At 33.2% G+C, this 21,217-nt stretch carries 10 protein-coding genes; 7 read left to right on the plus strand and 3 right to left on the minus strand.

Translation table 11 applies throughout. The features are described from left to right. The first annotated feature begins 111 nt into the window (after window positions 1-111). The 3 genes from GQR98_RS08070 to GQR98_RS08080 all read left to right on the plus strand — a co-directional run bounded on the left by GQR98_RS08070 (window position 112) and on the right by GQR98_RS08080 (window position 6,025). Window positions 112-2,211: a gliding motility protein RemB gene (locus GQR98_RS08070; protein ID WP_159019071.1), complete on the plus strand. Its 2,100-nt coding sequence runs from the start codon at window positions 112-114 to the stop codon at window positions 2,209-2,211. A gap of 358 nt (window positions 2,212-2,569) precedes the next feature. Then, a complete protein-coding gene (locus GQR98_RS08075) occupies window positions 2,570-3,631 on the plus strand; it encodes a T9SS type A sorting domain-containing protein (RefSeq protein WP_159019072.1) in 1,062 nt (353 codons plus the stop codon). Window positions 3,632-3,709: 78 nt separating this feature from the next. After that, the gene (locus GQR98_RS08080; RefSeq protein ID WP_159019073.1) at window positions 3,710-6,025 is read left to right on the plus strand and encodes a chondroitinase-B domain-containing protein; all 2,316 of its coding nucleotides are present in this window, start codon (window positions 3,710-3,712) and stop codon (window positions 6,023-6,025) included. Between the two features lie 287 nt (window positions 6,026-6,312). Here the strand turns inward: GQR98_RS08080 and GQR98_RS08085 are convergent, their stop codons facing one another. The 3 genes from GQR98_RS08085 to GQR98_RS08095 all read right to left on the minus strand — a co-directional run bounded on the left by GQR98_RS08085 (window position 6,313) and on the right by GQR98_RS08095 (window position 12,465). Continuing rightward, a complete protein-coding gene (locus GQR98_RS08085; protein WP_159019074.1) occupies window positions 6,313-7,491 on the minus strand; it encodes a glycoside hydrolase family 88 protein in 1,179 nt (392 codons plus the stop codon). Between the two features lie 408 nt (window positions 7,492-7,899). Next, entirely contained in the window at window positions 7,900-9,402 is a 1,503-nt protein-coding gene (locus GQR98_RS08090) for a RagB/SusD family nutrient uptake outer membrane protein (RefSeq protein ID WP_159019075.1), read from the minus strand. Between the two features lie 21 nt (window positions 9,403-9,423). Continuing rightward, window positions 9,424-12,465 carry a SusC/RagA family TonB-linked outer membrane protein gene (locus GQR98_RS08095; RefSeq protein ID WP_159019076.1) on the minus strand — a complete coding sequence of 1,014 codons (3,042 nt, stop codon included), beginning with the start codon at window positions 12,463-12,465 and terminating at the stop codon, window positions 9,424-9,426. Window positions 12,466-13,398: 933 nt separating this feature from the next. Here GQR98_RS08095 and GQR98_RS08100 point away from each other — a divergent pair. The 4 genes from GQR98_RS08100 (at window position 13,399) to GQR98_RS08115 (ending at window position 21,190) form a co-directional block, all read left to right on the plus strand. Next, a complete protein-coding gene (locus GQR98_RS08100; protein WP_199270280.1) occupies window positions 13,399-15,672 on the plus strand; it encodes an alginate lyase family protein in 2,274 nt (757 codons plus the stop codon). 24 nt (window positions 15,673-15,696) lie between these two features. Beyond that, window positions 15,697-16,071, plus strand: coding sequence for a cupin domain-containing protein (locus GQR98_RS08105; RefSeq protein WP_159019077.1), 375 nt, complete (start codon window positions 15,697-15,699; stop codon window positions 16,069-16,071). Window positions 16,072-16,585: 514 nt separating this feature from the next. Next, window positions 16,586-19,699 carry a SusC/RagA family TonB-linked outer membrane protein gene (locus tag GQR98_RS08110; RefSeq protein ID WP_159019078.1) on the plus strand — a complete coding sequence of 1,038 codons (3,114 nt, stop codon included), beginning with the start codon at window positions 16,586-16,588 and terminating at the stop codon, window positions 19,697-19,699. 30 nt (window positions 19,700-19,729) lie between these two features. Then, the gene (locus GQR98_RS08115) at window positions 19,730-21,190 is read left to right on the plus strand and encodes a RagB/SusD family nutrient uptake outer membrane protein (protein WP_159019079.1); all 1,461 of its coding nucleotides are present in this window, start codon (window positions 19,730-19,732) and stop codon (window positions 21,188-21,190) included. Window positions 21,191-21,217 lie beyond the last annotated feature (27 nt).

Raw genomic sequence — 21,217 nt, forward strand, 5'->3', positions numbered from 1 at the left:
CGGCTTTGTAGTTAAAAAGGAACTCTTGGAGTTGACGTGAAGAGTATAAAAAATATAGTATCTTTCGAGCTTAAATATATTTTATACTATTTATCAATCCTCAATTAAGTGATGAAGCAATTTCTTTTCCTAGTTTTCATTTTGGCTCAATGTGTTGGTTATACTCAAGGCAATCCGTATTCGGAAAAGCCTCCTCTGTTTCCAGCGTGTGATAGTATTTCATTCAGTAAACAACAAAAATGTTTCGATAACCAAGTACATGCACACATCTATAATAGTTTTAAGGTACCTGTAAGAGTTGAAAACGAAAAATATAAAGGAGAAGTTGTGGTTCTTTTTGAAGTGGATACAACGGGTCAGTTTCAGGTGATGTATGTTGATGCTGTCTATAATGAATTGAAGGAAGAGGCTAAGCGTGTGTTTTCAAGTCTTCCAAAAATTAAACCAGCCACTTATAGTGGTCGTGCTACGTTTAAGCAATATTCTCTTCAAATTAAAATTCCTTTGGTTGATGCTAGTTTTGAGAGCGTAGAAGATGAAACGGTTAATCCAATTTCTAAGTTAGAGCAACAAGCTAAGCAAGAATTTGATAAGGTTAATAAAGATTTAAAGGACTTTGAGAATAAAGCTTATAACAGTCAATTAAATATTCAGTTTACCCATAGCGATTATGCTAAGTTTGATAGGCAAATGAATGTTGTAGGTACCAATAGCCACACGGCATCAAAACCTTTTGTTTATGATGATGTGGCAAGTTATTACGATTTTGAAGCAGAAAAAGAAGCTCTACAGCGTGAAACTGAAACTTGGGCCGGACAAAAACTTTGGAACGAGCATTTGGTGCAATTGCAAAGTGACGATTATTGGTTTACAATAGATCCTATTTTCGATTTAGAAGTTGGTAAAGATACCGATGCCGAGTTTAGTTCTACATATAATAATACCCGAGGGTTTTTGGTTCAAGGTGGTTTGGGAGAGAAGTTTAATTTCTATGCGGCAGTTTTTGAAAGTCAAGGGCGTTTCGCAGATTATGTAAATAGATATGCTGAAAGTTTAAAAGCCTTCGGACCCGATCCGGCTATTATTCCTGGGCGTGGTATTGCTAAAAGATTTAAAACAGATTCTTACGATTATCCTGTTGCGGAAGCTTACATGTCTTATGCGCCTGCAAAATTTGTAAATATTCAATTTGGGCATGGTAAAAATTTTATAGGTGATGGTTATCGTTCGTTATTATTGAGTGATGTTGCTAGTCCGCACCCATTCCTTAAATTAAACACCAAATTTTGGAAAATAAAATATACCAATACTTGGATGTGGTTAAAAGATGTACGCCCTGAAGTTACTGAAGATGGAGCATTTCTAACGAAATATATGGCTAACCATTATTTAAGCTGGAATGTCTCGAAGCGATTTAATCTTGGATTATTTGAATCGGTAATTTGGAGTAACACTAATAATCGAGGCTTTGATGTTAATTATTTAAACCCTATTATTTTTTATAGAGCTATAGAGTTTGAGACGGGACAAGATGCGGGAAATGCTGTTATAGGTGCTACCGCAAAATATAAGTGGAATGATAATGTAAATTTATATAGCCAATTTGTGTTAGATGAATTTTCTTTAGCTGATGTAAAAGCAGGGGAGAGAAGTTGGAAAAACAAGTTTGGATATCAATTGGGCGTTAAGTATTTTAATGCTTTTAAGGTTGAAAACTTACTGCTTCAATTTGAATATAATCGCATTCGTCCTTACACATATTCGCATAACACGATAGCCACAAATTACGGACATAATAATCAGTCTATGGCACATTTGTGGGGAGCGAACTTTAGTGAAGCTATATTTATTGGTCGTTATCATTATAAACGCTGGTTTGCCGATGCGAAGTTAATTTTTGGTGTGCGTGGTTTAGATTTTAATGATGATACAGATGGGTTTAGTTATGGCGCTGATATCTATAAAAACTACAATGATCGTCCATTCGATTCTGGAGTAGAAGTAGGGCAGGGAATTAAAACCAACGTTTTTAACGGGAATTTGCAAGCTGGTTATGTTATTAATCCGGCATCGAACATGAAGGTGTTTACGGATATTACAGTTAGAAATTTTAATCCAGAGGCAACTACAGCCACCACGTCTAAAAATAGTACAGTTTGGTTTAACTTCGGAATTAGAACGGATTTGTTTAATTGGTATTTCGATTATTAATCTTCGTCAAAACAAGTAGTATTCTTTTCATTTTATCGATAATCTAGGGTTTCGATGTCTTTTCTTGTGGTTTATTTTATCACGAGACCCTTTGTTAGGTGTTGAGTTTTGGTCTTTCTTGTAGTTAAGTGGCACTGCATGAGTACTTTATTTTTCTATGAGTAATTGTTTTTTATGTAAATGAAATCTGGTTTTTGGATTTTTATGTGTGGGATTTTTACCATAAAAGATGTTTAATTACCAAACTTTCTGTTAAAATAATTTGCATACCTCGAAATAATGTATATATTTGGAAAACCAATCTGGTTAACCAATCTGGTTTTCCAGAGCACTATTCACAAACTAAAATAGGCTAGATATGAAAACAAAACTACTTTTTCTTTTTTCTTTTATGCTTGCTGCTTTTGCGCATGCTCAATTCACATCTTCTCCTGGAGATATAATATTTACTGAATTTTTACCAGATCCTTCCACATCAAGTGAAGCTCAAGGGGAATGGTTTGAGATTATGAATACTACTAGTTCTGATATTGATATTGAAGGATGGACTATTAGAGATGGTTCTTCAAGTAAGAGGTCGCACCTTATTATAGGGTCTTTAATTGTTCCGGCTAATGGCTACTTGTTATTGACATCAAATAGTGATGCTGCTGTTAATGGTGGTTTAGTCTCATCTTATCAGTATGGTGTAATATCACCAACACCATTGGTTTCTGGTTCAGGAACAGGGTCTAATTTTCCTACGTTTAATAATTCTAATAGTTTTGATGACGGAGTAGGTGGATGTAATAGTAGTGTTGATGAAGATGGAATTGATGATGAGGCAGATGGTTTAAGGTTATTAATGCCGATTATTAGTGATCCTGAAGTAGATACAACAGATTTTGTTGAAATAGATAGATTTGAGTATGATTTTGGATATAACGCTACAAATTTAGCGGGAAGCGGAAAACCAGATGGTATTCCAAATTTACAATTACTTCCTGATTGGGATGGCTCTTTTACTCAGTTGTCAGGGTCGTCTTGTTATAATGGAAATGCATCTTTGGATGATGATGTAAGTGTACAGTTGGTAAATGGTAGTTGGGTGTTTTCAGACCCAAGCGTTGGTGTTTATGGTTCTACCAGTTATTACGGGACCCCTGGCGCAGCAAATACAAACGTGCTTTCTGTTGATAAAAATGTACTTGCTTCAAAATTTAAGATTTATCCAAATCCAGCACAAGATCATATTAAAATAGATGCCGATAATGTAAATGTTTCATCTATAGAAATGTATAGTATTGTTGGTAAAAGATTAATTTCAGAAAAGAATTTAGTAAATAATAAATTAGATATCTCAAGTTTAAACAGTGGTGTTTATCTTTTAAAAATAAACGCATTAGAAGGAAGCTTGGTTAAAAAAATTATAGTTGAGTAGTTAGTTGTTTTTAAAAAGAAGGTCTTTGTTGTAATTGGCCTTCTTTTTTGTTATTTTAAATTTATCAAAAATTTTTTTATGAATAAGTTGTTTAGCCTTTTATTGGTAGTTGTTTTATGTTTTTCTTGTAACGGAAAAGTTGAAGATTCAGGTACTTTAGTAAGCACCAATGAGGAATTGTACGAGGCTATTAAAAATGTTAAAGCTGGAGATAATATTGTTTTGGCAAACGGTGTTTGGGAAAACGTAGAAATAAAATTTGTAGGTGAAGGAACCGAAAATGCTCCAATTACATTAAAAGCAGAAACGCCTGGTCAAGTATTCATAGAAGGTGTTTCTAATTTAGAAATTGCCGGAAATTATTTAGTTGTAGAAGGCTTGTTTTTTCAAAATGGGTATACACCAACAAGTAATGTTATCGCGTTTAGAACTAGCGAGGAGAAAGTTGCCAACTATTCTAGAGTTACCAACTGTGTAATTTTGGATTACAACCAAAAACAACGTGATAAAGATGATCTTTGGATACAGCTTTTTGGAAAACATAATAAAGTCGATCATTGTTATATTGCAGGTAAAACTAATGGAGGTCCAACCCTTAGAGTTGATTTAAAAGGAAACCAAAGTATTAGAAATTATCATCAAATTGTAAATAACCATTTTGGTCCAAGACCAAGAAAAGGAGGGGCTCGAGGAGAATCTATCCAATTAGGTAGTAGTTTTACATCTATGTCGCCAAGTAATACAACTATTGCTAATAATTTATTTGAAGAATGTAATGGAGAGGTAGAGGTTATTTCGAGTAAAACAAATTTCAATGTAATTAGAAATAATGTGTTCTATAAAAGTGAAGGTTCTGTGGTAACACGTCATGGTAACTATGCTGTTATTGATGGTAATTATTTTATTGGAGATGGTGTTAATAAAAACTACGGAGGAATTAGACTTGTAAACACGGGGCATTGGGTTATTAATAATTATTTCTATAATATTATTGGTGAAAACTTCAGAAGTCCATTAGCTGTTATGAATGGTATACCAAAATCACCATTAAATAGATATAACCAAGTTACAGATGTTGTGGTTGCATATAATACTTATGTAAATTGTAAATCACCTTGGCAGTTTGGAGTTGGTACAAATATCGCTCAATCTGATGTGTTGCCAAAGTCGGAAATTCGTTCTGCACGACCTATTAGAACTGTTGTTGCCAACAATGTTATTTATAACACAGAAGGAGATTTATTACCGGTTGTTGAACATGATAAAGCAGATGGTGTTCTTTTTAAAAGCAACGTTATTAATAATAACGATGTAAAGTTTAAGGATTACAACGGTGGTTTACAGAATGCTAAATTAGAGTTGAAAAAAGTTTCTGAAAACATATCTATTCCGGTAGGTGTGCCAAGTGAAGTAACGCCTTATATAGGTTTTGAGTTTAATACAATAACGAAAGATTTAGCAGGGAATTCAAGAGCGGATCAAAATAAAATTGGTGCTTTTGTTAATGCTGATATGCTAGATCCTAATATTTTAGATAAGTCTAAATATGGAGCAAGTTGGTATTCTAACGAGATAGCAGTAAAAGAAGCTAACATCTTTACTGTTGCCAACGCAGAAGAACTTCAAGCTAAAATTAACGAAGCGCAAAATGGTGATATTATAGCTTTAAATGCGGGTGTTTATCAAATTTCAAAATCTATAGAAATTAATAAAAGCATTACCATACAGTCTCAAGAAAAAGCGAAAGCACAAATTGTTTTTTCTGGAGAAGGTAATTCACCTCTGTTTTCTTTAAACCCTAAAGGCATATTAACGCTTAAAGATGTGAGTTTAAAAGGAAATAACTCAAATTATGCTTTTGCTAGTTTAAAAGAGAATATGTCTAATCATTTTGGATTAGCGGTTTCGGGTTGCGATATCAGTGATTTCAATTATGTTTTAAAGGTCTATAAAGAATCTTTTTCAGAAAAAATCACCTTTGAAAACACATCTATTTCAAACTGTGAAAATGGTTTAGAGTTGTCTGAAGAAACAAACGATAAAGGCGATTATAACACAGAGTATTTAACCGTAAATAACTGTACGTTCGATAATGTAAAGCAAAACGTTATAGATTATTATCGTGGTGGTTATGATGAGTCGACTATTGGCGGAAATCTATTAGTAACTAATAGTACCTTTACTAATTGTGGCTCCAACGAGCCAAACAAGACGTTGTTAAACCATAGAGGTGTTGTTTATGTAAACATTACTAAAAACACTTTTAAAGATAATAAGGTTGATTATGTTTCTATTCTGTGGGGAGCAAAGGAGAACTATGCATCTGATAATGATCTTAGTAATTCTGGTGAAATTAAAACCGAAGAAAATTTAAAAATGAAGTTGATGTATTAGTAGTTGATTTTATTATAGAAATAGTAAAAAAAAGGCATTGAAAATTAATTTTCAATGCCTTTTTTCTTGAGTCAATTTTTGTGGTTGATGATTAAAGTTTACCGATGGATATTGTCCGCTTTATTAAAATAGACAGAGATTTATTTGTAGAATAATGAGCTTAACAGAAAGAAATAAACCTCGGATAAAGTATGAGTTTTTAATGGTGCCCTTGAATAATGTTTCTTTCAGCGTAGTAGCTCAGGTATTATTTGAAGTTTAATCACTTATGTTAAATCTTTAAATCTTTAAGATGATAACGATTTTAGTCTAATTAATGTTTCTAAAAAATAGTAATCTCCATAGACAATAGGTTCGTCCATTTCGTCCTTTTTAGGCCAATTACCTGTGCTATGATCTAAAATAAAAGGTGCTTCAATATTTTCATCTAAAAGATATTTTCTGGATTTTAGACTGTTTATTACTTTTTTACTATAGTTTAAGTATTTTTCATTTTTTGTAAAGCCAAATAGTTCTACCAGGGCAGAGGAAACAACTGTTCCTGCCGAAACATCTCTAGGTGCATTGGGAATAGCAGGGTCGTTAAAATCCCAATAAGGAATACCGTCTTCAGGTAGGTTTTTATGATTTAAAAAGAAATTAGCTGTAGCTTCTGCTCTATCTAGATAGCGTTTATCTTTAGTATATCGATAAGCCATAGTGTAGCCGTAAATCGCCCAGCCTTGACCGCGAGCCCAAGAAGATTCATCATTAAAACCTTGATGAGTGACCTTCATTCTTGGTTGGTTAGAAATAGTATCGTAGTCTACCACATGATAGCAGCTGTTGTTTGGTCTAAAATGGTTTTTTAAAGTGGTATTGGCGTGTTTTATAGCTAAATGATGGTAAGAGCTGTCTGTAGAGATTTTGGTCGCTTCAAACAGTAGTTCTAGATTCATCATGTTATCAATAATCACAGGGAATTGCCAAATATTTTTATTAAAATCCCAAGAACGGATACTGCCTATGTTTTCATTAAAACGCGTGCTTAATGTTTTTGCGCTTTCAACTATAACTTTTTTGTACTCTTCATTGTCTTCATGTTTAAGTCCGTTGCCAAAACTGCAAAAGATTTTAAAACCCATATCGTGTGTATGGTTGTTGTTCTTTTCCTTTTCAATGAAGGTAGTCCATTGCTCTGTTTTTGTTTTGTAATCCTCTTGTCCTGTTAGTTCATAAATTTGCCAAAGATTTCCAGGAAAAAAACCACTACACCAATCTTTCGAAGGTACTTTTTTAATAATATTAGTTTTTAAATTTACACTACGAGGAAATGACAAGGAGTCTATAGGGTATGTAAGTAGTTTTTGATAACGTTTTTCTAATAGGTTTTTACTGTTCTGTGGTGATTTCGTTGAGACTTCCGTTTTGTTTTTGCAACTAAACACGGCTAGTATAATTGTTAAAAATAGAATTTTTGTTTTCATCTTAATCAAGGTTAATTTCTATTACATTAAATAAATAATAATTAAACTCAGTATTACAATTGCGATAGTTAATGCAACTTCTTTAAATGGATTATTGAGTTTTTTATTTTTCACGATATAAAAATAGAGGATAAAACTGTTGCAGAAGTACAAAATATGGTGTTCAAATGTACTGAAGCCCATTATTTATTGGCGTTGTTGGAATGGTGCTGTTCATTTAGTATGTTGAGATTTGCTGTTGGGGCATTTTTTATTTGGTTTAAAACAAAAACAGATCCAAAATAATATTCAGGTTATCTTGAATATTACTTTGAATCTGTTTGATGTTTCTTTTCATTCTTAGATTTACAAATTTTAATTATTGTAAACCGAAGATTGAAAACGAGAAGCTATAATGATATAAACTTCTTATAAATTTGGATTTCTCTCTTGTTCTACTTCTGGAATTGCAATAAGGTAGTCGTCTTCGCTAAAAGATTTTGCCCCCTCTAAACCAGATGCACTAAATACCTGTGTACCCAATTTTCTTCTAGCAATATCGTACCATCTTTTAAGTTCAAAAGCAAGTTCTAATCTGCGTTCTTCCAATACCATGTCTGTAAAAGCAGCGCCAGATAATCCAGAAACATTTGCTGGTGATGCACTTTGCGTACTTCCTGCAGCGCCATCTCTAGCTCTTTCTCTTACTTCGTTAACCCAGTCGTGTGCTTCTTGACTTCCAGGAGTAACCTCGTTAGCAGCTTCTGCTGCAATTAAAAGTACTTCTGCATAACGCATAAGTGAGTAAGCATGGCTAGATGCTCTACCATTTCCTCCAGATTCACCTCTAAAACGTGTGTATTTTGCACAGTATGGTTGGTCTTTGTTTCTGGCATCAAACGAGTTAAATTTGGTATAAGGCTCTTCAACACCATCAAAAACTCCTGTGGTATCAAAACTAACAGCTTTTCTGTAATCATCATCATCCCAAGTTGTAAAAGCTTTAAGTGGTGGAACTAGAACTGCCCAACCTTCTTGACCAGAACCATATTGGTCATCTGCTCTAATTCCAGTAAATGGTACAAGATAATCTGTACTATAATTTCCAAGAGACGTGTCGCCAATATAATCTAATGTAAAAATTGGTTCTTTTGAATCACGAGCTAAGGCTGAATTAAATAAATTTTGAAAATCTGGTTCTAAATCATACCCATAAGTGTTCTTTTTATTAATAACATCTTTAGCTTCTGCATAAGCCATGGGATAGTTTCCCATAGTTAAATAAACTGAAGCCAAATAAGAACTCGCTGCTCCTGCAGATGGTATAGATCTTGTTGCTTGCGTTGTTGGTAGCCATGTTTTTGCAAAGGTAAAGTCTGCAATAATGTTGGTGTAAACGTCTGCCGTTGCTGTTTTTTCGATATTATTAGCTTCTTCTACATTGGTTACTGGTTCGCTTAGGTAAGGAATGTCTCCAAATTGTCTCACTAAATGATAGTATGCTAATGCTCTTGCAAAATAAGCTTGAGCAACAACTGCATTTATTTCCGCTTCATCTCCAGATATAGTTTCTGCACCTGCAATAGCTTGATTAGCTGCAGAAATTATTTGATACATTATTGGCCAACTTACCAAGGTTTGCCCATTGTCATCTAGATCCGTAAACTCATCATGGTCAATTCTTTCTTGTCTTGTGTTAGGATCTGAAATTTCAATCATATCACTACGAAGCATAAGCGTCATACCAGTTTCTCTAGTTAGGAAATAGCGATTATGCATATAACCATAAGCACCATTAACTGCTACTTGTAATTTGTCTATAGACGTAAAGTAGGTTGTAGGCGATAATAACCCTACTGGCTCTTCTTCTAAGTCAGAACAGCCTATCATTGATAATCCTATCAATAAAAATAAATATTTATATGTTTTCATTATGTCTGTTTTAGTTTATTATTAAAATTTCAAATTAAGGCTTACAGTAACCGATTTTACTGTTGGATAGTTACCAAAATCAAATCCTTGAGTTGTGTTAGCTTTAGAATCGTTGCTTCCACCAGAACCAGAATAACTAACTTCAGGGTCTAAACCAGAATAGTTTGTAAAGGTTAATAAGTTTTGTCCACTTACAGATAATCTAAGGTTATCTAAACCTAATTTCTCAGTTACTTCTAATGGAAAATTATAACCTAATGCTAAGTTTTTTAGTCTTAAGTAACTTCCGTCTTCTACAAATCTAGAAGTTGAGCGTCTTACACCAGAAACTGTAGGAATATTGGAGTCTGTATTAGTTGGCGACCAAGCATTTAAAACATCTCTAGTTGTGTTAGAATCTCCAACATTAGCCTGTAGCTTTGTTAGGTTGTAGATATCTCCACCTTGAACACCTTGAAAGAAGATATTTAAATCGAAATCTTTGTATGAGAAGTTGTTATTTATACCTAAAGTCCAATCTGGATTTGGATCACCTATTAATTTTTGATCGTCGGTATTAATTAATCCATCTCTAGCACCTGAGACATCAGCCATGTCTGTGTACAAAGCATCTCCTGCAACAGCTCCATTAAAAACAGCTGTTCCTGCAGGAATGTTAGTGCCATCATATACACCTCGGTATTCATATCCGTAAAATACACCAATAGCTTCACCTTCTCTTAAAACGTGAGTGCTACCACCTAATGATAAATAACTTGGTGCTGCATTTAGAAATACATCTTGACCATTTAATAATTTTTTAAATTCATTTTTATTTGTAGACCAGTTAAAATCTGTTGTCCAAGTAAAATTATCGTTTGTAATATTTCTAGTGTTTAACGATATTTCAAACCCTTGATTGTTTACCTCTCCTACGTTTCTTAAACTAGCAGCGGTAAGAAACCCTAAATATTGAGCTTGACTTCCGTCTTCCATTAAAAGATCTTTAGTGTCAATGTTGTAGTAATCTAATGATAAAGATATTTTGCTATTAAATAAACCTAAGTCTATACCAATATTAGTTTGGTAAGATGTTTCCCATTTCAAATCATTATTAGCAGCTTGATCAGGTACAACAGCATTTACAACACTTCCTCCGTATAACCCGTTAATATTATCAAATTTGGCTAAGGATTGGTAAGAATCAATTGCTTGGTTACCTGTTAAACCATAACTAGCTCTTAATTTTAAGTTTGATATGGTTTCGTGATCCATTAAAAAGTCTTCATTAGATACTTTCCAACCAATAGCTCCTGAAGGGAAAATAGCATATTTTTCGTTTGAAGCAAAGTTAGAAGCTCCATCTCGTCTTACAGTTGCTGTTATTAAGTACTTGTCGTCCCAGTCGTAATTAATTCTACCAAACTGTGATTGAATTTCAGATTCTACTATCGAAGAATCCGGAATTAAAGGCGTATCTCCACCAGATAAGTTGTAGAAAGAGAAATCGTCATCAATTAAGTTTTGTACTCCTGCTGAAAATCTTGTTGTTGTATTTTTTTGATATGAATACCCTCCTAATAAGGTTAAACTACCTTTGCCAATTTCGGTTTTATAAGTTAAATAATTCTCACTTAATAAGGTTGTAGATTGTCTGTTATTAATCTCCGCAGTACCGTTGTTTCCTCCATCGGTAATTAGTAATGTTTTTGGAATATATGTACCTACGTTTTCGTTAAAGGTGCTGTAACCAAAAGTTGTTTTAAAAGCAAAGTTTTCTGTAATATCATAGTTGGCATATAAGTTTGCTCTATATCTGTCAGACTTTGTTTCATTTATACGTTCTGTGGCAACGGCATAAGGGTTGTCTACATTATCTCCAACAGAGTTAACAGTATATTCGCCATTGTCATCATAAATACCTAAGTCTGGAGAAAACCTAACTAATAGTGAAATAACATCATCTCCACCTCCATTAGCAGTTTCACCTGTAGATTGTGTAGAAACTCCATTTTTAGTTGCTCTACTTCCAAAAAGGTTAAAACCTAATTTTAATTTATCTGTTACTTGAGCATCAATATTTGATAAGAATGTCATTTTTTCGTAGTCCGAATTTACAATAACACCTTCTTGTTGAAAATAGTTTGCAGAAGCATAAAAATTTATATTATCACTTCCTCCAGAAAAAGAAAACTGATGATTTTGTGTATTACCTGTTTTGTATAGTAGGTCTTGCCAGTCTGTATTTTCAGTTCCTTGTACATAAGACGGGTTTCTTAATTGTTGGTAAGCTGCAAATTCGTCTGCATTTAATAAATCTAGTTTATCTCCTGTGCTTTGCATAGCGTAATTAGTATTAACTTCTATAGTTAATTTACCACTTTTCCCTTTCTTTGTTGTTACTAATACCACACCGTTTGAACCTCTAGATCCGTAAATAGCTGTTGCAGAGGCATCTTTTAAGACCTCCATTGATTGAATATCGTTTGGCTGTGGCATACTCGCACCTACAAAACCATCGACTACAATAAGCGGACTACTACTTGCGTTGATAGATGTATTACCTCTAATTTTAATGTTAATAGGAGCTCCCGGCTCACCACCATTATTAGATTGTACAACTACACCAGCTGCACGACCTTGAAGAGCTTGTTCTGCATTTAGTACAGGAAAGGCATTTAATTCTTCTGCTTTAACTGAAGATACAGCACCTGTTAAGTCGCTCTTTTTACGAGCACCGTAACCTACAACTACAACTTCTTCTAAAGCACTTACGTCTTCTGCTAAAGCTACATTTATTTTAGATTGATTTCCAACTACTACTGTTTTTAACACAAAACCTACATAGCTAAAACTTAGTGTGGTGTTGTTTCCTTCAACAGTTATAGAAAAATTACCGTCGAAATCTGTAGAAGCACCGGTGTTTGTGCCTTTTACAATAACGTTAACGCCTGGTAGGGGCTGGTTATCGGTTGCCGAGGTTACTGTACCTGTTATTGTTTTTTGTTGAGCGTTTACTGTAAATGCAAAACAAAAGGCTAATAATAAAAGGTAGACCTTTTTAAATCGTTTGTGTTTTTTCATTAGTTTAATAAATTAGATTAGTTTGGAATAATTTTCAAGATATCGACTGTTTCTAGTGGTGATTCAGGCTGTATCTTAGATTGCTTTTTCGTTTTCTTGTTTTTGTTTTCTTTTTTAGTTTTTCATTTTTGTCTTTCGTATTAGTTTGAAGTTTTTTTTTGGTCAAAAAACCTGAGTTTAAAACTGCCAAACCACTTTGGTTTACCACTTTGGTTTACCAAATATAGTTAAATATTTCTTAAAAACAAGAGTGGTTAGTTTTGTTTTAGAGCGCTAGTGTTACGAAATTGTTAAGAAAGCTAGGTTACTCGTGGGATTTGACGGTTTTGTGTACATGATAAAATATGTGTTAATTTTTTATGAAATTAAAATAATTAGCATGTGTTTTTTGGTTTTTTGATTAAATTAGGGGCTTTGTGGTTCTTGTGTTTTGTTTCTTTAATTTGTTCATTTTAGGCTTTAGTTAATGTCTTTTTTTGGGTAGTTGGTGTTTTTTAATAAAACGTTAGGTGCTGCGTTTTAGATAGGTCTTGAGTCTAGATGATTAGTAGTTCTCTGAAACTTTTGTGATTACTGAAAACTCATCTGAACTAAAGTAAGAAAATATTTATAAAATAACGTTATCATCTCAGGGTTTTTATACAAATGTGGTTTACAGGTTTGATGTTATAGTTTTGTTTTCTAAAATGAATTTTAGGCATCCGTTCTGAGTTTTGATCGGTTTTAGTGCGTTTTTGTTGCTGTAATAAATGTTTGGAATTATTGATTTTTTTTGATATAACTTATTGTATATTAGTTTGGTGTGCGTGTTTTTTTTTAGGTAAATGTGTTTTTTAAGATTGCTGAAGTCTATAATTTATACAGCATTCTTTTGTGTAAGTGATAATTATGTCTATATTTGGTAAACCAATTTGGTAAACCAATTCTAATAAAATGAAAAAATCAGGAGTCAATTTACTCAGTTTAATACTCGTTTTAGTTTCGATGTTCTCTTGTAAGGAGCAGGTGTCGAATGAGAAAAGTGAAATGATTTCTACTGAGACAGAAGGAGGTCACCCTAGTTTAATTCTTACAAAAAAAGGAGTTGCGGATATTAGAGCGCAGTTAGGTAGTATTCCAATTTTTGATAATACCTTAAAAGAAGTTCAAGAAGAGATTGATGCCGAAATTGAATTAGGTATTGATACACCAACACCTAAAGATTATTCTGGAGGTTACACGCATGTGCGTCATAAGCGTAACATGATTGTTTTACAAAAAGCGGGAGTTCTTTATCAAATTTTAGATGACGAAAAATATGCGAAGTATGTAAAAGATATGCTTATGCAGTACGAGGGTATGTATAAAGGATTGCCTAAGCATCCTAAAACAAGATCTTACGCGAGAGGCAAGTTGTTTTGGCAATGTTTAAACGATTCTAACTGGTTGGTGTATGTGAGTCAGGCTTATGATTGTGTTTATAATTACTTAACTGAAGAGGAAAGAAACAAGCTAGAAACTAACTTGTTTAAACCATTTGCTGATTATATTTCTATAGAAAACCCACAATTTTATAATAGAGTGCATAACCATAGTACATGGGGGAATGCGGCGGTTGGAATGATAGGTTTGGTTATGAACGATGAAGAGTTGATTAATCGCGCGCTATACGGAATTAAAGATTTAGAAATGGACAAAACTGCTAAAGATGATGACGGTGGGTATATTAATAAGGATGGGAAAGCTGGATTTTTGGCTAATATAGAAGAGCCTTTTTCACCTGATGGCTATTATAATGAAGGACCATATTATCAAAGATATGCCATGTATCCGTTTTTGATTTTTGCTGAAGGCTTGCATAATGTAAGGCCTGATGTAAAGATTTTTGAATATAAAGAAGGCGTACTTTTAAAATCGATAAATGCGCTTTTAAATTTATCTGATGCGGATGGTGACTTTTTTCCACTTAACGATGGTCAAAAAGGGATGTCTTATTACAATAGTGCTTTAGTCACAGCTGTAGATATTTCGTATCATTTTGGAGGACAAGATTCTGGGCTTTTAAGTATTGCAAAGCAGCAAAATAAAGTGCTGTTGGATGATTCTGGATTAGCTGTAGCACTCGGAATAAAAAACGAAGAAGAAACACCATTTAGCAAAAAGTCTATTAATTTATCAGATGGGCCTAATGGCACTCAAGGAGGTGTAGGTATTTTGCGTAACGAAGGTATGGAACTTGTTTTTAAGTACGCGGCACAAGGTTCAAGTCATGGGCATTACGATAAATTATCATATTCATTATACGAGAATGGCGATGAGGTTATCCAAGATTATGGCTTAGCTCGTTTTGTGAATATTGAACAAAAAGGTGGCGGAAATTATTTAAAAGAAAATAAAACTTGGGCGAAACAAACCATAGCTCATAATACTGTAACGCAAAATGAAATATCTCATTTTAATGGCGATTTCGAAACAGGGAATAAATATCATCCAGACCTCAATTATTTTTCTTCAGAGCATGACAATGTACAAGTAGTAAGTGCGAAAGATGTTCATGCCTACGCTGGAACAGAAATGCTTCGTACTATGGCTATTATAAAGGACGAAGATTTTGAAAAACCTTATGTTTTGGATATTATGAAGGTGACATCAAATAAGGCTAATCAATATGATTTTCCATATTACTTTTTGGGTCAGGTTTTACAAACTAACTTCGAATATAAAATACCAGCTACATTAAAAACTTTAGGTAATAAAAACGGATATCAGCATTTGTTTGTTGAAGGTTCCGCTAAAGCGCAAAGTGATAATAGTAAATTGTCTTGGTTAAATAAGGGAGCGTTTTACACGTTAACAACGGTGACTACTACCGCCGACGATTTGTTGTTTACGCGAATAGGAGCAAATGATCCGTATTTTAATTTAAGACGAGAGGCCGCTTTACTTTTAAGGCGTAAAAATGTAAAGAACACAACGTTCGTGTCTGCGATTGAGGCGCATGGAAGTTATAGTCCAGTAACAGAATCTGCAGTAAACTCTAAAAGTAATATAGCAGATTTAAAAGTGCTTTTGGATACGGAAGATTATACAGCAATTGTTATTACTAACGTAAAAGGTAATTCTAAATTATTTATTACTGCCAATATCAATTCAGGAAAGGATGCAACACATAAATTGAAAATTAATAATGAGAATTATGAGTGGTCTGGTTCTTATTATTTCAAATAAATAAATCAACTTAAATAAAAAATTATGAAAAGATTAAGTGAAAAGTACGTCATCACAAAAGACATGGAATGGGAAGAACTTGGTGGAGGAGTATCAAGAAAATTCTTAGGTTACGATAATCAAATTATGATGGTAAGAGTGAAATTTGAGAAAGGAGCATTAGGTTCTCCTCATCAACACTTTCACACGCAAGCTACTTTTTGTGCTTCGGGTAAATTTGAATTTGAAATTGATGGAGTAAAGCAAATTGTAGAAGCAGGAGATGGTGTATATATTGAGCCTAATTTAATACATAGTGCTGTTTGTCTGGAAGCAGGTGAATTAATTGATACATTTAGTCCTGTGAGAGAAGATTTCTTAAGTGGTGGTGAGGTGTCTTATTTTGGAGATAAAGCATAATTAGGTAATTTAAAATTATTAGGATAAGTTTAAAAAGCTGTAAAATACACGTCTTTTAAACTTATCTTTTTAGGTTTTATATAATTACTTTGATATATTTTAACTTTTTTTTAGTTAAAATATATCAAAAGGCTAGAATTAACAAAATTTTGTATATATTTGGTAAACCAATCTGGTCAACCAGTTGGTTGAGCTTAGTAAATTAAATCTTATACTAAATATTAAAATGATAGCTTTCTAATAATATAGCAAACAAAAAAAGGAAGGGGCCACGCCCATCCTTTTTTTAATTGATTTACTTCTTGTAGGAGGGAGGTAAATTAAAACAAGTTTTTACAGTTATAAAAACATGTGTTCTACAAAATTACTTATTTAAAGCTAGTTCATATTGTTTTTATGATCGTCTTAAGAGTTAAAGAAGTCTTAAGATAATCAGGTTTTTTGAATGTTGAAATGTTCAATTAATTTTTGGAATATAGATTCCGAACCAAATAAAAATTAAACTAAATTGATTATGAATTTAAAGTCTAAACTAATTTTAGTAGTAATGTTGGTATTCAATATTACTTTATTTGCCCAAGGCAGCAGACAACTAAAAGGTGTCATCGTCTCAGCAGCAGATGATATTCCGATTCCAGGAGTAAATGTTATTGTAAAGAATACATCAAAAGGGGCTTCGACCGATTTTGATGGTGCTTTTCAAATAGAAGTTAAAGAAAATGATGTTCTTCAAATATCATACGTAGGTTTTGTTTCTCAAACAATTATTATTACAAATCAAACATCTCTAAATATATCGTTAGAAGAAGATTTAGCGAAATTAGATGAGGTTGTAGTTATTGGGTATGGAACTCAAAAAAAATCGCATGTAACTGGTGCTGTATCTAAAGTAGTAAACGAAAGTCTTGATCAAATTGCTGTATCAAGGGTTGATGATGCTTTAATCGGACAGGTTTCAGGTGTAAATATTCAAGCTACCGATGGTGAAGCTGGTGCAGCTCCAACAATCACAATTAGGGGTGTTGGTTCTATGGCTGGTGATTCTACACCATTAATAGTTGTCGATGGTATTATTGTGAGCTCTAGTTTTTTAGGTTCATTAAATATGAATGATGTAGAGTCTTTTGAAATATTAAAAGATGCGGCTTCTTCTTCTATTTATGGTTCTAAAGGATCTAATGGTATTATTATGATTACTATGAAATCTGGTGTTGCTGGAAAAACAAGAGTTAATTATAGCACGTTTACAGGTATGAAAACGGCTAGAAAAAGTGATGCTTACGGCTTTACAACCCAAGGTTGGGCGGATATGCAATTACAAGAAAATGGCGTGTTATCTCAATATACTCAAGCACAATTGCAAATAGGAACAGATCGTTCTTGGCAAGATGTGTTTTTTGAATCTGGTGTTATTAAAAACCACTCTTTATCGTTAAGAGGAGGAAATGAGAATACTAAATTCACTGTGAGTATGAACTACTCTGAGGATGAAGGTGTAATGCTAGTTGATAATTACAAGAAAATTGGTACTAGAATAAAAGTTGATAGTAAATTAAATGATAAGTTTAGTGTTGGAGCTACTATAAGCCCATCTTTTACAAATAGAAGAAGGTTTTCAGAAAACATTCATAACGTAGCTAGACATCAACCTTGGTTACCAATTTATCATACAGCTCAATCATTACAATATGTAGATCCAAATGGAGCGTATCCAGATTTACAAGTTGGAGATTATGCTAGACAAGACCATTTTACAATATTTGATTTAGATGGTGATGGAGAAATTAATGATATTCTTACTAATATCGGGAATAGTAACAATGCTAACCCATATGCAAGAATTACCGAGCGTAACAGAACCGATAAAAAGTTTCAAATGTATGGTAGCTTATATGGGCAATATAAGGTAACGGATGATTTAAACTTCAAATCATCACTGTCAGCTTCATATAATGATACTAAACGTATAGATTACATGGGGACTCAGGCAAGAGAAAATGTTACAGATGCTTACATGGAGGAGATTTCTCAAAAAGAAAACTATATTATTTTTGATAACTTTTTCAATTATGATAAATCATTTGGTAAACATGATTTAGGTTTTGTTGCAGGTGTATCGATTGAAAGTAGAAACTTTTTCTATTCAGGGTTTAAAGGCACTGGTTTCACTAATGATGAAGTGCAACAAATTACAAATGCAACAGCTATTTCAGAATTTGATGGTTTTGAATGGCAAAAACGTGGTATTTCTTATGTGTCAAGATTAACTTATGCTTACGATAATAAATATTTAGCATCACTTAGTATGAGACGTGATGGTAGTTCTATTTTTGGTTCTGATTTTCAATACGGTAATTTCCCTGCTGCATCTGTAGGTTGGAATATTGCTAAAGAAGATTTCTTATTAGAGAGTAATGTGGTAAGTAACCTTAAGTTTAGATTAAGTTATGGTGTTACTGGAAACGATAGGTTAAACACAGGAGCTGTAGATCAAGATTCAAACGGAAGTTCTACAACATTAAATACAGATAATATTCTAGTTGATTATTATCCACATTTAGCTTTATTAGGAGCATCAGGAAATAGTTATTCTGTGGACGGTACAATTACTGCAGGTTTTTCTCCTGTAAATATTGCAAATCCAGAATTAAAATGGGAACGTTTAGTTGAGGTTAATCCAGGTATTGATTTTGGGTTTTTAAATAATAGAATAACGGGTTCTGTAGATTGGTACCAAAGAACAAGTGATCAATTACTACTTAACAACCCAATTTCTGTAACAACAGGTTTTGAAGGAGCATTAGTTAACTTAGGAGAAGTTAAGAATGAAGGATGGGAACTAGAGTTAAGAACAAAAAATATTACTTCAGAGAAGTTCCGTTGGAGTTCTACACTTATAGCAACTACAAATAAAAATGAATTAGTAGATTTTGCAGATTCAGATGGTCAAATTACAAGTTTAGATCCAAGCAGACCTGCTGAATGGATTAATTTAGAAGGCCAACCAATATCTCAATATTACGGATATGTTGTAGATAAAGAAATTCCTGTTGAATATAGAGATAGACCATATAGACACGTAGGTGCAGAATCTGGTTTAGTATATGTTAAAGATTTAAATGGTGACGGTGTTTTAGATGAAGAAGACAAAACAGAGTTAGGAAACCCTTACCCAGAGTTAATTTGGAGTTTTACAAATGAATTTAATATTGGAGATTTCGATTTCTCTTTTATGTTCCAAGGATCTCATGGAGCGGAAGTAAGAAACATTGCTGATCATTACTTATTTAGTAATAATAACAATAGAACAATATTAGCTGATACTCCAGATCAAGAGTTCTTGGTAGATAAATATTTTACAAATAGTATTGTTCAAGATGCATCTTACATTGCATTAAGAAATGTGAATATTGGATATAACTTCCCAAGCGCGGCTTTAGAAAGACTTAAAATTTCAGGATTAAGGGTTTATGCAACTGGTCAAAATCTAATTTATAAAACCGCTGATAATTATACAGGATGGAACCCTGAGGCTGTAGACAAAACAAGTCCTACACAGTATGGTTACCAAAGAGGTGGATCGCCAATTTACAGAACTATATCTCTTGGTTTAAATTTAGATTTTTAATAAAATTTTTAACGTTTAATAAATAATATTATGAAATATTTTAAATATATCGCTTTAATATTGATGGTGAGTATCACTGTTTCTTGTAGTGATTTTTTAGATGCCGAATTAAACTCTGCTATAACTACCGATAGTTATTATAAAAATGTAGATGAGTTAGAGAATGGTTTAATTGGTGTTTACGCTGGAATAAAAGGTGTTAATAGTAGCAGTAAAGATGATAGCCACGGTGTACAGTGGGAGTTTTACGTTACAGAAATGCGTTCAGATAACACAAGTACTAAAAGTCCAGATTCAGAAGATGCATCAGATGCAGGTCAAATGGAAAGTTTTGCTGTACTTCCAACAAATAACTTTGTATTAAATTACTATACAAGTTCATTTGAGGTTATTTATAGAGCTAATGTTATCTTAAGTAATTTAGATGTTGTTGAAGATGCTGAAGCAGCTGCAGCTATAGAGGGAGAGGCTAAGTTTTTAAGAGCTTACTCTTATTTTAATTTAGTAAGATTGTTTGGAGATTTACCATTAATTGATCGTATTGTTACGCCTTCAGAAGTTGAAGCACAATTTACTCGAGTAGATACTGACTTAATATATGATTTAATAGTTTCTGACTTAGAAGCAGCAGCAGCTGGTATTGCAGATCATGGTTATAAAACAAGAGCGTCAAAAGATGCTGCAAAAGCGTTATTAGCTAAAGTACACTTAACTATAGGAACATCAGAATCGTACACAAAAGCACAATTGCTTTGTGAAGAAATTATTAATAGTGGTAATTACAAGTTAGAAGATTTTGCAGATGTATTTTATTCTGAATTGAATGATGAGGTTATTTTTGCTATCGGGTATAATAGTGGTATTCAGGATAATAGTCAGATATTCTCAGCAGAATGGATGAATGCTCAAGGAAATACAAGTGGTGTTAATTACGCTACTACAGATGCTGTTGCTGCAATCGATGCTCGCGGAGGGATTAGAACACCAAATTCTTATAGAGAAGATCCTCTTACACTTTTTGGAGGAACAATTAGATATCAAGTAGCAAAATACTTTCCTGACGGAGAATCGGGAGGAAGTGATGGGCAAACTTTTACAGGTTTACCACAACTTGCTGGTAATGATTGGATTGTTTTGCGTTATGCAGATGTTTTATTAATGCATACAGAGGCTATTTTAGCCGGAGGTACAGAAACAACAAATGGAAACGCTATAGATTCCTACATGGAAGTAAGAGAAAGAGCTGGATTTACAGATAGACCTTCAACATTAACTAAGCTAGAATTATTGGCTGAAAGACGTGTGGAGTTAGCTTTTGAGAATCAAAGATTATTCGACTTAATTCGTTTCAATGAAGCACAATCTATACTTTCTGCGTTTGCTACTGCTAATGGGTTTACCTTTACTTCTACGGATTTGTTATTACCGATTCCTCAGAATGAAATAAACTTAAGTCAAGGTGTTATGAATCAAAACCCAGGTTACAATTAGGATAAATTAATTATTTAAAATTAAAAG

This window comes from Algibacter sp. L3A6 (assembly GCF_009796825.1).
Classification (GTDB): Bacteria; Bacteroidota; Bacteroidia; order Flavobacteriales; family Flavobacteriaceae; genus Algibacter.

Coding starts and splice junctions, on each gene's coding strand:
- GQR98_RS08070 (WP_159019071.1), top strand. CDS start 112: ATGAAGCAATTTCTTTTCCTAGTTTTCATTTTGGCTCAATGTGTTGGT.
- GQR98_RS08075 (WP_159019072.1), top strand. CDS start 2,570: ATGAAAACAAAACTACTTTTTCTTTTTTCTTTTATGCTTGCTGCTTTT.
- GQR98_RS08090 (WP_159019075.1), bottom strand. CDS start 9,402: ATGAAAACATATAAATATTTATTTTTATTGATAGGATTATCAATGATA.
- GQR98_RS08110 (WP_159019078.1), top strand. CDS start 16,586: ATGAATTTAAAGTCTAAACTAATTTTAGTAGTAATGTTGGTATTCAAT.
- GQR98_RS08085 (WP_159019074.1), bottom strand. CDS start 7,491: ATGAAAACAAAAATTCTATTTTTAACAATTATACTAGCCGTGTTTAGT.
- GQR98_RS08100 (WP_199270280.1), top strand. CDS start 13,399: ATGAAAAAATCAGGAGTCAATTTACTCAGTTTAATACTCGTTTTAGTT.
- GQR98_RS08080 (WP_159019073.1), top strand. CDS start 3,710: ATGAATAAGTTGTTTAGCCTTTTATTGGTAGTTGTTTTATGTTTTTCT.
- GQR98_RS08095 (WP_159019076.1), bottom strand. CDS start 12,465: ATGAAAAAACACAAACGATTTAAAAAGGTCTACCTTTTATTATTAGCC.
- GQR98_RS08115 (WP_159019079.1), top strand. CDS start 19,730: ATGAAATATTTTAAATATATCGCTTTAATATTGATGGTGAGTATCACT.
- GQR98_RS08105 (WP_159019077.1), top strand. CDS start 15,697: ATGAAAAGATTAAGTGAAAAGTACGTCATCACAAAAGACATGGAATGG.